The 14,959-nt window shown below is 45.8% G+C and carries 12 protein-coding genes; 11 read left to right on the top strand and 1 reads right to left on the bottom strand.

All coding sequences use genetic code 11. From position 1 onward, the window contains the following. Positions 1–17: 17 nt before the first annotated feature. From AC3FZD_RS08605 to AC3FZD_RS08580, 6 genes are all read left to right on the top strand, one after another. Positions 18–359 (top strand): type II toxin-antitoxin system PemK/MazF family toxin, encoded by a 342-nt coding sequence (locus AC3FZD_RS08605; protein ID WP_488739736.1) that lies wholly within the window; start codon positions 18–20, stop codon positions 357–359. A gap of 120 nt (positions 360–479) precedes the next feature. Continuing rightward, a complete protein-coding gene (locus AC3FZD_RS08600) occupies positions 480–1,022 on the top strand; it encodes a peroxiredoxin family protein (RefSeq protein WP_488739735.1) in 543 nt (180 codons plus the stop codon). 139 nt (positions 1,023–1,161) lie between these two features. Further along, the gene (locus AC3FZD_RS08595) at positions 1,162–2,592 is read left to right on the top strand and encodes an efflux RND transporter periplasmic adaptor subunit (RefSeq protein WP_488739734.1); all 1,431 of its coding nucleotides are present in this window, start codon (positions 1,162–1,164) and stop codon (positions 2,590–2,592) included. A 152-nt stretch (positions 2,593–2,744) separates the two neighbouring features. Beyond that, complete coding sequence (locus tag AC3FZD_RS08590) at positions 2,745–6,098, top strand: efflux RND transporter permease subunit (protein WP_488739733.1); 3,354 nt, start codon at positions 2,745–2,747, stop codon at positions 6,096–6,098. A gap of 200 nt (positions 6,099–6,298) precedes the next feature. Then, positions 6,299–6,883, top strand: a complete 585-nt coding sequence (locus AC3FZD_RS08585) for a Uma2 family endonuclease (protein ID WP_488739732.1) — start codon at positions 6,299–6,301, stop codon at positions 6,881–6,883. A gap of 267 nt (positions 6,884–7,150) precedes the next feature. After that, positions 7,151–8,476 (top strand): M16 family metallopeptidase, encoded by a 1,326-nt coding sequence (locus AC3FZD_RS08580; RefSeq protein WP_488740301.1) that lies wholly within the window; start codon positions 7,151–7,153, stop codon positions 8,474–8,476. Position 8,477: 1 nt separating this feature from the next. On the opposite strand, the gene AC3FZD_RS08575 is transcribed toward AC3FZD_RS08580, so the two are convergent. Beyond that, positions 8,478–10,127: an ABC1 kinase family protein gene (locus tag AC3FZD_RS08575; RefSeq protein ID WP_488739731.1), complete on the bottom strand. Its 1,650-nt coding sequence runs from the start codon at positions 10,125–10,127 to the stop codon at positions 8,478–8,480. Between the two features lie 302 nt (positions 10,128–10,429). Between AC3FZD_RS08575 and AC3FZD_RS08570 the strand changes: the two genes are divergently transcribed. The 5 genes from AC3FZD_RS08570 to AC3FZD_RS08550 all read left to right on the top strand — a co-directional run bounded on the left by AC3FZD_RS08570 (position 10,430) and on the right by AC3FZD_RS08550 (position 14,562). Next, on the top strand, positions 10,430–11,878 hold the full coding sequence (locus tag AC3FZD_RS08570) for a hypothetical protein (protein ID WP_488739730.1): 1,449 nt from the start codon (positions 10,430–10,432) through the stop codon (positions 11,876–11,878). Positions 11,879–11,940: 62 nt separating this feature from the next. Next, positions 11,941–13,227: a tetratricopeptide repeat protein gene (locus tag AC3FZD_RS08565; RefSeq protein WP_488739729.1), complete on the top strand. Its 1,287-nt coding sequence runs from the start codon at positions 11,941–11,943 to the stop codon at positions 13,225–13,227. Positions 13,228–13,326: 99 nt separating this feature from the next. Beyond that, positions 13,327–13,566, top strand: coding sequence for a hypothetical protein (locus AC3FZD_RS08560; RefSeq protein WP_488739728.1), 240 nt, complete (start codon positions 13,327–13,329; stop codon positions 13,564–13,566). A 110-nt stretch (positions 13,567–13,676) separates the two neighbouring features. Further along, the gene (locus AC3FZD_RS08555) at positions 13,677–13,928 is read left to right on the top strand and encodes a UPF0175 family protein (protein WP_488739727.1); all 252 of its coding nucleotides are present in this window, start codon (positions 13,677–13,679) and stop codon (positions 13,926–13,928) included. Positions 13,929–14,007: 79 nt separating this feature from the next. Then, positions 14,008–14,562 (top strand): PIN domain-containing protein, encoded by a 555-nt coding sequence (locus tag AC3FZD_RS08550; protein ID WP_488740300.1) that lies wholly within the window; start codon positions 14,008–14,010, stop codon positions 14,560–14,562. The last annotated feature ends 397 nt before the right edge of the window (positions 14,563–14,959 follow it).

Here is a 14,959-nt window from a genome sequence, read left to right as displayed (position 1 = left end):
GCAGCGAAAATTGCTGTATGTTTAGAGGTGAAGTCTGGTTGTATCAAGCCGATCCAATTATTGGAGACGAGATTGGTAAAACGCGACCTTGTATAATTGTTAATAGCGATAAAATTGGTATTCTTCGCTTAAAGGTCATTGTTCCAATTACAGGATGGAATGATGTTTTTTCACAGGTTCCTTGGATGGTGAGAATTGAGCCAACCATAGACAATGGGTTAAGTAAACTATCTGCTGCTGATGCTTTTCAAGTTCGTTCTGTATCTCAAAAAAGACTGATTAAAAAGATCGGATATATCTCAGAGGATGCGATCGCGGAACTGAATCAAGCTTTAGCAACGGTGTTAAGTATTGAATAGTAAAGGTGTATCCTGCTCCCAATCCATGACTAACGATCGCCGCCCCAATCGCCTGCTTAACCAAAACTGACGTTACACTACTAAACGTCCTACCCTAAGAACCATCACCCATTACCCAAAATGGTTACTTCAACAGACTTTCGCGGTTTACTCAATCAACGCTTTGCCAACAACTTCTTCCCCATCCCCGCAACCAGCCATTGGAATGTGGGAGTGAAAACCCCTGACTTTGAACTGCCCAATATCACCCAGGGGGGAACAGTGCGCCTATCTGAATATCGCGAGCAAAAACCAGTAATCCTAGCCTTTACCCGCATTTTCACCGAAAAACAATATTGTCCCCTCTGCTTTCCCCACATCAAAGAACTCAATGCAGAGTATGAAGCCTTCACAGAGCGCGGTGCAGAAGTGCTATTAATTACCAGTACCGATCCTAAGCAGAGCGAAATTGTGGCTCAAGATTTAGCCCTAAAAATGCCCCTACTCTCCGATCCAGACTGTCGCAGCTTCCGCGCCTATGCCGTCGGTCAAGCCTTGGGCGCACCCCTACCCGCCCAATTTGTCCTCGATAAGCGGGGAATTTTGCGCTACAAGCACCTCTTCTCCTTCCTTCACCCCAACGCGGACATTCAGACCCTACTCGCCACCTTAGAACGCCTATAATTGAAGGCATTCTAAACAGGAAAAGAGAACAGAGTGCTTCTCTTGCTGATTACCAAATTATGCTTAAGCCATTGGGGGGTTGGCGAGACAGAGGATAGAATAAATGGCGTTACCAAGAACTCTATAGTATAACTCTGCCATGAATGATCATCCTATCTATAATACTTTTAAGATTCTTCCCCTAATTGCTAGTGGAATCGTATTGGCCTCTTGTAGCAAAGAGCAAGTACAGGCAACGGCGCGTCCTGCCGTTCCGGTGGCCTTTGGGCAGGTAGCATCGGGACAGGTGAGTGATGGTACAGAATATAATGTGACTTTAATATCTAGGGAAATTGCCAATGTGCGCCCTAGGGTGAGTGGAAATATTTTAGAGCGCTATGTGGATTTAGGCGATCGCGTCACCGCAGGACAACGCATGTTTGTCATCGATCCCATTGAACAACAAGCAGCCGTGAATTCCCAACTGGCGCAAGTGGGCGCAGCTACAGCCACCCTAGAACAGGCGAAAAGCAAACTCCAATCGGCGATCGCCGAACGCGCCCGCATTGCCGCCGAAAAAGACCTCAACTCCGCCCGCGCCAACTGGGAAAACGCCAAATCAACCCTACTCTCCCAAGAAGCCGAACTCTCCCGCAGGCAAGCCCAACTCGATTACCAAACCCTGGAAAACAATCGCTATCAATCCCTAGCCGCCGATGGAGCCGTTTCCCAAGAAACCGCCGATCAAGCCAAACGCACCTATCTGCAAGCCCAAGCCGATGTTGAAAACCAAAAAAAAGTAATCGAAGCAGCCCAATCCCAAGTCGTCAGTACCCGCAGAGCCTACGATCGCCTCATTGCCTCCGTAGATGCCCAACTTGCCGCCCAAGATCAAGTCATCGCCGGAGCCAGGGCTGAAATTGCCAGGGCAGAACAAGACCTGCAACGCACCAGACAACAAGCCGCCGAAGCCGAAGCCCGGTTAGGATTTTATGAAATTACGGCCCCCTTTTCTGGAACCGTGGGCAATGTCCCCATCAAAGTCGGCGATTTTGTCGATAGCCAAACCCTTCTCGCCACCGTCAGTCAATCCGAACCCTTAGAAGTCCTCATTCAAATTCCCATTGACCGTCTATCCCAAGTGCGAATTGGCACACCAATCGAACTCAAAACCCAAGTCAATGAACCCATTGCCACCATTCCCGTCTCCTTCATCTCCCCCCAAACCGATCCCAATACCCAAACTATTACGATCAAAGGCATCTATGGCAACACCCAAAACGAACTCCGCACCGATCAATTAGTCAAAGCCAAAGTCGTCTGGGAAGATCGACCCAGTTTAACCATTCCCACCACTGCCATCAAGCGTATTGGGGGTCAGGCTTTTGTGTTTGTGGTCAATGAATCAGAAGGGCAACAAGTCGCCACCCAAACCCCAGTCACCCTAGGCAATATCACCGGGCAAAACTTTGTTGTGCAAGAAGGTTTGCAGGGAGGAGAAACCATCGTCACGGAAGGAGTGGTTAAACTGGTTGATGGAGCGCCTGTCATTGATGCCAGCACCCTGCCCAGTTCTGCGGAGCAATCTTAAGCAATGTAACTTGCCTGCTTGTGGAAATCCAGTATTGAGATAAACTGGAGACACTTTATCCTGCTCAGGACGACCAAAAGACCTTAACCTAAAGCCAGTTGTATCTTCTTGATGCTGCCGATCTGTCCCTTGATTGTCTTCACCCCTGACCTATGCTCCTAAGTATTGCCGATACCTTCATTAAGCGTCCGGTCTTAACCACAGTTTGCTCGATTCTCATCGTTCTCGTTGGGGGCATTTGTTTGCCTTTACTGCCCATTTCCCAATTACCCCAGTTGGCGAATACGGAAGTACAGGTGACAGCCAGCTATATTGGCGCAGATGTGCAAACGGCGGAAACCACTACAACTACAATTATAGAGCGAGAAATTAATGGGGTGGAGAACATGAAATATATGTACTCCAATACCAGTAATGGGGGGTTGACCTCCATTCGGGTAGCCTTTCCCCAAGAAGTAGACCGGGATATTGCCCAGGTGAATGTGCAAAACCGGGTGTCGGTGGCTCAACCTCAACTCCCGGCTGAAGTGAAGCAAACAGGGGTGAGAACAGAAAAGGCTTCGCCGAATATTCTTTTGATGCTGGGGTTTTCGTCCGATCGCGATGAGTCGGGAAATTATCTCTATGATGAGATCTTTATGAGTAATTATATTGATCTCAATATTCTTGACCAGCTTAAACGGCTGCCAGGGGTAGGGCAAGCAACAATTTTGGGCGATCGCAAATATGCCATGCGAATTTGGCTCGATCCGAATAAAATGGCTGCACGGGGACTAGCCGCCTCAGATGTGATCAATGCGCTCAGGGAACAAAACCTGCAAGTGGGAGCCGGGAAAATTGGCCAATCTCCATCTCCAGAGGGCCAGCTCTTTGAAATTCCCTTACAAGCGAGGGGCAGATTTACAGATGTCCCTGAGTTTGAGGAGCTGGTGGTTAAGGTTGGCTCTGGGGGAACCTTGGTTAAGCTCAAAGATGTGGGCAGTGTGGAATTAGGGGCCCAGGATTACACGGTAAGCGTACTGTTTGATACCGATCCAGGGGTGGGAATTTCGATCTATCAGTTGCCAGGGTCGAATGCATTGGAAACCGCTCAGGCAGTCAAAGCGGAGATGGCGAGATTGTCAAAAGACTTTCCCCCAGGGATGAATATGGCGATCGCCTACGATACAACGACATTTATTAATAAGTCCCTGGAAGAAGTGGTGATTACCCTGTTTCAGGCGATTGGCTTAGTTATCCTGATTTTGTTTGTGTTTCTCCAGGACTGGAGATCAACCCTGGTTCCGGCGATCGCCATTCCCGTCGCTCTGATTGGGGCGGCTGCGGGCTTGATGCTTGCAGGCTTTGAAATTAATACCCTCACCCTATTCGCCTTTACCCTCGCTTCCGGTTTAGTCGTTGATGATGCGATCGTGATTGTAGAAGCGATATCGAGCAAAATTCAAGAGGGAATGCAACCCAGACAAGCCGCCCTCGATGCCATGGAAGAACTCACCGGAGCAACAATCGCCACCTCAGCCGTACTCATGGCCGTGTTTATTCCCGTCTCCTTCTTCCCCGGAACCACCGGCATTATCTACAAACAATTTGCCCTCACCATCGCCTTTGCTGTCGCCTGCTCCACCTTTAACGCCCTCACCTTCTCCCCCACTATGGCGGCCTTGCTGTTGCGGCGCAAAGAAGAACAACACGGGCCCCTGACTTTACTCTTCAAGGCATTTAACCAAGGGTTTGGCTGGGTGCAAGATCGCTATGGTCATTTGATCAAATTTCTCACCCGCATTAATACCCTAGTCATCGGCCTATTTATTATGGGTTTAGTGGCAACCGTCTGGATGTATAACACCGTTCCCAGTGGGTTTGTGCCAGAAGAAGACCAAGGCTATTTTCTAGTCATTTATCAAGGCTCGGATGGAGTCTCCCTGAACTATACAGCCGAAGTCGCCAAAAAAGTCGAGGAAAAAATCCGCACTATCCCCGAAGTCGCCCATACCTTTGGCGCAGCCGGTTATAGCTTTGATGGCCAAGACCCCAGTAAGGGGATCTTCTTTGTCAACTTAAAATCTTGGGATGAGCGGCCCACAGCCGAACAGTCCATTTATGGCATTTTGCAAAAGGTTAACCGCTCTTTGGGTACTATTCCCGAAGTGTTTGCTTTGGCGGTGAATGCCCCTCCAGTCCAAGGGATGGGAAATACCGGTGGCTTTGAGTTTCAACTGCAAGACCGCACCGGTAATGCCACCGTTCAAGACTTGCTCAATAATACCAACCGCTTAATTGCGGCGGTCAACTCGGATGAGTATCCGGCGATTACGGGGGCATATACTCAGTTTACGGCTAATAAAGGGCAGAAAAAAGTTGAGGTATTGCGCGATCGCGCTAAAGCCTTGAATGTAGATGTTAATGAAGTCTTTGCTACCCTCTCCACCTATCTCGGCTCTAGCTATGTTAATGATTTTGTCCTCGGACAACGGCAATATCGGGTTTATGTGCAAGCCGATGCCCAGTATCGCTCCGACCCTGAAGATATTAATCAACTCTATGTACGCTCTAGGGAGGGGACAATGGTTCCCTTGGGCAGTTTAATTAAGCTGACCGAGTTCACGGGCCCGGAGATTATTCAACACTTTAATGTCTTCCGGTCGATTAAAATTCAAGGGGGGCCAGCGCCAGGCTATAGTTCAGGACAGGCGATCGCCGCCATGGAACAAGCAGCCAGCGAAGTCCTAGACCCTGGTTTTGGCTACTCCTGGCAAGGAACCGCCCTAGAAGAAAAAGCCTCTGGAGGCAGCGCCCCCATCATCTTCGGTCTCGGCTTTGTGATGGTGTTCCTCGTCTTAGCCGCTCAGTATGAAAGCTACATTGATCCCACCATTATCATGTTGTCCGTTCCCCTCTCCGTACTAGGGGCACTTTCAGCCATTTGGTTCCGGGCCAATATCGTACAAGCGGGAGGCATTTGGCCCGTTGTCACCAATGATGTGTACTGCCAAGTTGCCCTCGTCATGCTCATCGGGTTAGCCTCCAAAAACTCCATTCTGATCGTCGAGTTTGCCAACCAACTCCATGAAAAAGGTCTAGACTTCACTAAAGCAGCCACCCAAGCTGCCGAGCAGCGCTTCCGTCCCATTCAAATGACCGCCATTTCAACCCTAGTTGGTTTCTGGCCTCTGGTGACGGCCTCCGGTGCAGGGTCGAGCAGTCGTTGGTCTTTGGGAACCGCTATCTTTGGTGGGATGCTCGTAGGAACAATCCTCTCTTTGGTGATTACTCCCAACTTGTATATTGCGATCAAGACTCTAGAAGCTCGTTTACTCAAGGGTGAAAAACCCCAAAAACCCCCTCAATCTAGGGGCGGTTCTAGGGGTTTAGGTGCTTTCGGCAGTTTGGCAAATTTATTGAAGAAACCCTTAGCTAAGAATGGCCACAGTACCCCTAATGATGCCGAAGAGCCGCCGGATGGGCCCCTTGAACCAGAGACAAAACCGGAGGAGTCAGAAGTGTAAGGACTAAACTTGCTTTCCTTTTCGTATTCAAATTTTAGATACTCCCAAAGATCTGAGTATTTTCCCCAGAGGTATTTATTCTATAGTTTTTGCTTGTGATGGAAAAGTTATGGTCACTACTACTTCACAAAGAAATGATCGCCATGATTACCGATGGGTTACCATACTTGACTTGACCTACTCAATTGACTCCTGATTCTATGTTTACTTTCACCCTCGATCCCATTATTCACCTGAATGATGAACAGTTTTATCAACTCTGCCAAAATAACCCCGATCTCAAACTCGAACGCAGTGCTAATGGAGACCTTAACCTGATGTCTCCTACAGGTGGTGAAACGGGTCGGGTGAATCTCAATTTAGCTGTTCAACTTTGGCTATGGAATCAAGACACCCAACTTGGTGAAGCTTTCGACTCTTCTACTGGGTTTCATTTACCTAATGGTAGCGATCGCTCCCCAGATCTGGCTTGGGTGAGCCAAGAGCGTTGGAGTACTTTAAGTATGGAGGTGCGGGAAAAGTTTTTACCCCTATGTCCTGACTTCGCCCTAGAAATTCTCTCACCCAGCGATAGTTTACCGAAAACCCAAGCTAAAATGCTGGAATATATGGATAATGGTTGCCGTTTGGGTTGGTTAATTGACCGTAAACAAAATCAAGTGACGATTTATCGTCCAGGAATCTCCCCAGAATTGCAACTTGCTCCGACTACCCTATCTGGAGAACCCGTTTTACCCGGTTTTATCCTCGATCTGACTCAGGTATGGCGGGAGGTTTTGCTGTAGGGGCGAAAAATTTTTCGCCCCTACTACCTTTTGCGACAACAGATAGGTTGAAACAGCAACGGTTGCTTCTAAGTTATTTAAACGCTCTGCTAACCGGAGGAGTCAGAAACGGGTAAATGGTCGTAAAGCTTGAAGTGTGTCATCTTTAGTAGTGCGATCATCTTGCTGGCTTTTGATCTCAAGTTCGGTCAAACCCGTTATCATGGCGATCGCACCCCAGCCTATCACCTCAAAACCTCCTGTAATTACCCATTACCCATAACTCTCATGACGGTTAGTCTTCTCTCCTCGCTACAATCCAATCAGACCCATCGCTTACAACTGACCAATGGTATGGTGTTGTTAGTCGTGGAAAATCCGATCGCTGATATCATTTCCAGTCGTTGGTTTTTGCGCTCTGGGAGTAGTTGCGATCCCCCGGAAAAAGCGGGTATGGCTAATTTAGTCGCGTCTTTGCTCACCAAAGGAACCCCAAATCTCTCTTGGTCAGACATTGCCGAACAAATTGAGTCTCTAGGAGCGAGTTGTGGTGCAGATGCAGCCGCAGATTATTTTCTCATGAGTCTAAAAACGGTTTCTGGGGATTTTGCGCCCTTGTTTAAATTGGTGGCAGAATTGATGCGATCGCCCACTTTTCCCCTAGAGCAAATCCAATTAGAAAAACGTCTGGTTTTACAAAGCATTCGCCAATCTCAAGAACAGCCCTTTTCTTTAGCCTTCAAAGGTTTACGGGAAGCCATGTATGGGGATCATCCCTATGGCAAATCTAACCTCGGAACCCAAGAAAGTGTAGAAAGCATTACCCAGAATGATTTGCAAGCCTTCCATCAAGCCTATTTTCGTCCCGATAATTTAGTGATTAGCATCTGTGGACGCATTACTTTATCAGAAGCCCTTTCCTTAGTACAGGAGATTTTAGGCGATTGGGAAGCACCAGAAAAACCCATCCCTAAAGCCCCTTTTCCCCAGTTCAACCTAGATCGGATGCTTGGTCTTCCTGCTGTCATTCAACCCCAGGAAACCCAACAATCAATTGTCATGGTCGGCTATCCAGGAGCTAAGGTCAAGAGTCCCGACTATCCCGTATTGAAATTGCACAATACTTACTTAGGCAATGGTTTATCCAGTCGCTTGTTTGTAGAATTGCGAGAAAAACGGGGATTAGCCTATGATGTTTCTGCTTTTTATCCCACTCGTCAAGATTTGTCCCAGTTTGTTGTCTATATGGGGACTGCTCCCAAAAATACAGAAATTGCGATCGCCTCTTTACAAGAAGAAGTCGAGCGCCTCAGTCAAACTCCCCTAACCCTGGAAGAATTGAGTACCAGTAAAAATAAACTGTTGGGGCAATATGCATTAGGAAAACAAACCAATTCCCAAATTGCCCAAATTCTGGGATGGTATGAAACCATTGGTTTAGGAATTGAATTTGATAGAGAATTTCAAGAAGCTGTTGCCCAAGTGAGTATAGAACAAGCCCAAGCGATTGCTCAAACCTATCTCAAATCTGGTTGTCTATCAATTGTTGGCCCCCAAGAAGTCGTGGGGGAGAATAAACTGGATTTTTTGTCCGATCAAAAAGATAAAAAGTAGGTTATGACCGCAATCTTCCTGACCTTAAAATACTAATGACTAGCCATAATCCAATTAAACTGGCCGCTCCAAATAGGACGGCGCTGAGTAAAGAAAGTTGGGGACTTTGGGCGTTGCTGGAAATAATGGCTGCTCCCATAATGAGGGAACCAACAAGAATACTAAAGGAAAGACGGTTTGCGGAGTCGTCGATACTGCGCCGCAGGCGTTCTAGGTCTTTAACCTGGATATTCCAATTCAGGGTTTCTGAGGTTAAACGATCGAGAAATAACTCGATTAAGCGGGGAGATTGTAAGGAAAGACTTTTGAGATCTAGGGCGGTTCGCAGCAGGGTTTGAATGGGTTTATCTCCGAGCAGTTGACGCTGGAAAATATCGGTAATCAGAGGCTTAATTTGATCGAGTAAATTGACTTGAGGATTAAAGCCTCTGGCGACTCCTTCTAAGTTGGCTAAAGATTTGGCATAGAGTCCCATGTTACCGGGGAGGCGAATTTTGTTGTTGCGGGCAATTTCGAGAATTTCGTAGAAGACTTCGCTAAAGTTAATTTCACTCAAATTAACGTTATAGTATTTGCGAAGCATCCGGGTATAGTCGGCTTCTAAACGACTGAGATTAACCGGTTGATTGGATTCGGCTAAATCGAGGGTGAGTTGGGCGCAGCGTTGGGCATCAATATCGACGATCGCCAGCAACATTTCGGTTAAAATTTGTTGAGTACGGGGATCGACTCGTCCCACCATGCCACAGTCTAGCAGGGCAACTCGGCCGTCGTCGAGTAAGAAAATGTTGCCGGGATGGGGATCAGCATGGAAAAAGCCGTTAATATAAATTTGTTGGAAGAAGGCACGAAAGAGCAGGGTGGTTACTTCGTCTCGTTTTTGCTCAATGGATAGGGTGGGGGTGACGAATGGGGTAAGATCTGCGGCAAGTAGGGGTTTGCCTTGTAACCATTCTAAAACCAGTAATTTTTCGCTGGTATAGTCCCAGTAGACTTGGGGAATAACGAGCTGTTTGGGGTCAAACCACCGACTGGTGGATAAGTTTTCTTGCATTTGGGTGGTGAAATGGCCTTCTTTGGTGAAGTCCAATTCATCGCGCAAGGCTTTGGTAAATTCGTCAGCGAGGGCGACTAAATCATAGTCTTGACCAAAATCACTTAATGAGGCTAGTTCGGCTAATCCTTTAATGAGGGTGATGTCTTGCTCGACGATGCGACTAATACCGGGACGTTGAATTTTTAAGGCTACGTCTTCTCCTGTGTTGAGGGTAGCACGATGGACTTGGCCGAGGGAACCGGCGGCGATCGCCTCTGGGTCAATTCTGGGAAAGGCTTCTTCTAAGGGAATTGGTAAATTTTGCCGCAGTTGCACTTCTACTTCTGACCAAGGAACAGCAGGAACATTGGCTTGTAAGCTAGATAGGGCAACAATATAACGACCCGGTAGTAAGTCGGGCCGGGTACTGAGCAGTTGTCCTAATTTGACAAATACAGGCCCTAAATCAATCAGAATATTGCGTAATACGGTGGGAGAAGGTAACTTAGGTTCACCGGGTTGATCCCCTTTGAGTAAGCCTTCGATGTAATCCCAACCATTGCGGAAGACGACTTCCAAAATTTCCCGTTGGCGCGAGCTAATTATACTGTACATTAGACAAAATATTGTGAAAATCGTTGGGTACGCAAGGGTTTCATACAGAGAACAGACGGAAAACTCCTAGGCGCTTGAGCAAGCTATGCGATCGCCTAAGAAGGGCAGGGGCAGAGAAACTTTATGTTGGCATTGAGTCTGGGTCTAAGGATAACCGCTCTCAGTTCAAAGCAATGATGCAGTCCATGAGAGAAGGGCGGGTACAAAAAATTATTGTAACTCGATTCAATGCCAACGATGAGATTTACAAACTGCGATCTGGAGAATCTGTTACCCTGGAAAGTGTTGAGTGATTGAGTTTTATGGAACAAAATCTAGGGTATCTAACCATACTAGAAAACTCTTTTGTAAATTTTGTTTACCCTTTTCGGTTTGACTCTGATGGTTATCAATCGCTGGTTAAATCTCTGTTAGACCAGAAAAATTTATGGGAAATAAAAGATATTTCTAAAGTTTCAGAGTATGTCCTCTCTCCTGTAGCTAAGTATTTAAATATTGATGGGCAACAACAAAAAGAAGACCAAGCAACTGCTATTTTTTTAAAGTCAACCGATCGCCTCAATCAGGATCTCAACTTCTATCACTCCTCTGAAGATGACAAAGAAGTACAAAGTGAGACTTGGAAGCTTAAGGTCGATCGCAAGCAGTTAGAAGCTTTTGATTTCACCTTTGACTCCCACGATCCGTTGAGTTTAGGCTTGTTTAGAATGGGGATTGGATTCTTAATCTTTAAGGTCAGTCCCTGTGTTGATACCCTGGAACATTGGCTGAATCTGATTCATTATTTTAGATTTATTAATCGGGGCAGAACCGTCAGAATATCTCCCCTCAGTGATTCCGATGGCGATCGAGATTTGAAAACTATGATCGATCAAGATATTTTAACGGGTTTCAAAACAGAGGAAATCTTCATTCCGGGAAAAATGTTGACCTTCTTTGCTCTATTTTGTGGTAATGTGAATCTTGACAACAAAGACTATCAGAGTGAAATATTATATCGATTAACCAAGTTCTTTCGTCTCGATCAAATCATTAATCCCCACGATCGCGACTTAGATTTTAGTCAAGAGAAAGATAATGTCCTGCCCTATGTTAAAAATCAATATTTCCTCTTCTCTCTAGAAGGAGGTGGATTTTATAGTTGCCATACCCCCGATTCAATTTTTTTTAGAGAGACTCTGCCCCAACATTTACAAGATCAATATTTCTTACTCTTCCTTTTAGCCCTTCATCAACGCTTCGCTTTGATTCATTTATCAGAACAGGTAGCAGAGTGTTGGAAGCTTTCTCAAGAAAAAAAAGATGTTGAACAAAATATGCAAACTTTTCAGAAAATCCGCGATCAACTTCTACTGTTCACAGCTAGAGGACATTTTCTGCAAGTGATGCAACAAGACAATCATCATCGCTGTTATTGTAAGTGGCGAGAGATGTTTCAACTGAATGCTTTATATGATGAGGTGAGCAAAGAAGTACAAGATATGCATGAGTATTCAATGATGCAGTATTTACGCTGGCAAGATGAAGAGGAGAAAGAACGCGATCGCCGATTGCAAAACTCAGTCTATCATGTCAGTGCCAGCTTGGGGGCAGGAGCGATCGTGGCTTCGACTTCAGGATTATTGTTCAACAATGACTCAACCCCTCTTCTAAATTTTGTCATCGCCTTTATGCTCAGTAGTTGGATTGCCTTATCTGTATTTTTGCTGATGAACGGGCGATCGGTTATCAACTCACTGAAGTGGTTTTGAATGTAAGGGCGGGTTTGAAACCCGCCCCTACAATGTCTCATTCTTGAGGTATTTTTGAGGTAATGAATCCTAGCCTTTTAGCTGAACTAGCTATTGATTTTACCAAACTTCCTATTGCTGCTGTCAGCCATTATACGGCTGTGCAATATTTCCTTAGCTTTCCTCACTATCATTCAGAAAAAGCCGCGCCTTTAGAGCAAGTTAAGCCTTATCTGGAATGTTTCTATCATTTAATCCAAGCTGAAGACTGGAAACGAGCGGCGGTTATTCTAACTACTGTTCCCAATGAAGATATGGATGAAGAACTCCATTATCAACTGGGACTTTGGGGATATTGGGCAGAACAAAAACAGTTTTATGATCTTTTGCTCCATCGAGTCAATCCCTATTGTGATACAGTTTGTTGGAATGGGCTAGGAAACTATTATGATTATCAAGGGGAATACGATCGCGCCCTTGATGCTCATCAAACTCATCTAGACTTGGCTCAAAGCCTCAATGACAAGGATGGGGAATGGATGGCTCTGACGGGATTGGGCAATGTTTATAATGAGTTGGGAGAGTGGACTAAAGCAGAAGAAGCTTATCAAGGTGCTTTAGATATCCTCAATTCTTGCGATACAAAAGTCCCCCTTGCTAAGGGGGATTTAGGGGGATCGGTAGACAAGGCGAAGGCGATGGTATTGGGAAACTTAGCCAATATTGCCTACAGACAAGAGCAATACAATATTGCCCAACATTATGCTCAATGCTGTCTGGAGATTGGCGAGTCTCTCGATCAACCGATGATTCGCATGAGAGCGTTACATATTCTCGGTGATATTTATACCGAGCAGGGCAACCCAACGGCTGCTTTATCGTTGCATGAAGAAAGTTTAGCTTTGGGGGAAAAATATGGTGATCGCGAACAAATCTGTTATTCTCAACGCAGTTTAGGCACAGATTATCAAACCCTCGGTGAACTCGATACAGCGCTTCTATGGCAGCATAAAAGTTTAGAACTGGCTCAAGAACTGGGTGAACCTAAGCTTATTGCCCAAGCTTTCCGAGCATTAGGCATCACCTACACCCAATGTGAGGAATACGAGCAAGCTAAAGTTCAGTTTACAGAATATTTGCTGATTGTCAGTCGGCTGAAAAATAAACGAGGCATGTTAGCGGCTATGCAAGGGTTGAGTTACGTTGAAAACGCTTTAGAGAATTGGGATATGGCCTTTTTCTGGGAAGAGCGCTGTCTGACTCTAGCGCAGATTTTAGAAGATAGGGGCAGTGAAGCCAAGTCCCATGCTTACAGCGTTTTGCGGGGTAATGAGGTACAGCAAAAAAAGATCCCCCCTTGCCCCCCTTAAAAAGGGGGGAATAGGAAAGTCCCCCTTTTTAAGGGGGATTCAGGGGGATCTAGATGTACCGCATAGCAGCGAAAATTGCTGTATTTGGGTTATGGATATTTGAACAGCGAAGAATATCCTTTAGCTCTAGAGCATTTGGAAGCTGCATTAGAGTGGCAAGTTAACCATGCTTCTCCTTCGACGTTAGCGGTGACTTACTTGAATTTAGCAACGACTTGTTTAGAGCTAGGGCGAGTAGAAGAAATGAGGGTTTATTTTCAGTCGGGTTGGGAGTTAGTGTCTTCTTCTGTTCCCGATCTGCTTGATGCTTATCAGGAATTGAAACTTGTAGTGCCTTGACTGCTCTAAAGTAGTGCTTTAGATTTTAGGAGTGCGATCGTCTCGCTCGCTAGAGGCAGTTTTTCCCTACTCATACCCAAAAACTTTTAATTTCTAATTTTTAATTGATTATGGCGCAAATTACCATCAATTACCCAGAGACTTTTCCCGATGCCTTGGGGCAAACTCCAGAGCAATTTGAGCAAGCAGCAAAATGGGCAATGGCAGTTAAGCTTTTTGAACTCAAACAGCTTTCTTCGGGTATGGCTGCGACCTTATTAGGAGTGAGCCGCACTACATTTTTACTCAAACTCGCTGATTATGGCGTAGCTGCTATTGATTTGACTGAAGAAGAACTGAGAGGGGATCTAGAGAATGCCTAGAAGTTCAATTACAGCGTTTTGCGGGGTAATGAGGTACAGCAAAAAAAGATCCCCCCTTGCCCCCCTTAAAAAGGGGGGAATAGGAAAGTCTCCCTTTTTAAGGGGGATTCAGGGGGATCTAGATGTACCGCATAGCAGCGAAAATTGCTGTATTGCCATTAATACATCTCCTTTAATTGCTTTGGTCGCAGCTACAGGCGATCTGAGTATTTTACAATCTTTGTATCAAGAAGTTTGGGTTTCCTGGGAAGTTGGGCAAGAACTTTTAGCTGGAGGAAGCACAGGATTAGGAATGAGTGAGTTTGAAGCAGCAACTTGGTTAATTAAACAAACGGCTCCCCTGGAAATTTTTCCCCTCCTCTTGAATTCCCTAGATTTAGGGGAAGCTTCTGTTATTCAACTAGCCATTAATAAAGGTATTCAAACCGTTTGTATTGATGAAGCTGTGGGGCGACGAGTCGCTCGTCTAAATGGTTTGTCTGTTACTGGCTCAGTGGGTATTTTACTCAAAGCGAAACAATATAATCCCTCTTTATCGATTCAAACTGCAATTGACAATATGCTGGCTCATAATATTCGTTTAAGTCAGCGAGTGATTGATTTTGCCCTTCAAGAAGCGGGTGAATCTGGCTAACAGGATACAAGCGGCATCATAATATGTGCAATAAAAAAGGGGGATGAATCCCTCTTTTTTTACTTATATATTTGCGTTTCCATTAGTTTCACTTCAGAGGAAGTGGAAAGCTCACTGGACAACTGTCTGCCAACAACAATGTCAAGTTTCCATTAGTTTCACTTCAGAGGAAGTGGAAAGCCCCCGTGGCTCCCCCCGTACCTCCCGTACATCCGGAGGTGTTTCCATTAGTTTCACTTCAGAGGAAGTGGAAAGGATCAAGATGACCACCGTGGGTCAGGGCGCGTTCAACAGCTCGTTTCCATTAGTTTCACTTCAGAGGAAGTGTAAAGGGCAGGCTCATGGAGTGCTTGCCACAAGCGGATCGTAGCACCCAAAATCCGTAGGGGTCAAGATG

This window comes from Roseofilum sp. KMC-1 (assembly GCF_057802075.1).
This window is presented reverse-complemented; position numbering and strand designations above follow the sequence as displayed.

Coding starts and splice junctions, on each gene's coding strand:
- AC3FZD_RS08570 (WP_488739730.1), top strand. CDS start 10,430: ATGGAACAAAATCTAGGGTATCTAACCATACTAGAAAACTCTTTTGTA.
- AC3FZD_RS08575 (WP_488739731.1), bottom strand. CDS start 10,127: ATGTACAGTATAATTAGCTCGCGCCAACGGGAAATTTTGGAAGTCGTC.
- AC3FZD_RS08590 (WP_488739733.1), top strand. CDS start 2,745: ATGCTCCTAAGTATTGCCGATACCTTCATTAAGCGTCCGGTCTTAACC.
- AC3FZD_RS08565 (WP_488739729.1), top strand. CDS start 11,941: ATGAATCCTAGCCTTTTAGCTGAACTAGCTATTGATTTTACCAAACTT.
- AC3FZD_RS08585 (WP_488739732.1), top strand. CDS start 6,299: ATGTTTACTTTCACCCTCGATCCCATTATTCACCTGAATGATGAACAG.
- AC3FZD_RS08580 (WP_488740301.1), top strand. CDS start 7,151: ATGACGGTTAGTCTTCTCTCCTCGCTACAATCCAATCAGACCCATCGC.
- AC3FZD_RS08605 (WP_488739736.1), top strand. CDS start 18: ATGTTTAGAGGTGAAGTCTGGTTGTATCAAGCCGATCCAATTATTGGA.
- AC3FZD_RS08600 (WP_488739735.1), top strand. CDS start 480: ATGGTTACTTCAACAGACTTTCGCGGTTTACTCAATCAACGCTTTGCC.
- AC3FZD_RS08595 (WP_488739734.1), top strand. CDS start 1,162: ATGAATGATCATCCTATCTATAATACTTTTAAGATTCTTCCCCTAATT.
- AC3FZD_RS08555 (WP_488739727.1), top strand. CDS start 13,677: ATGGCGCAAATTACCATCAATTACCCAGAGACTTTTCCCGATGCCTTG.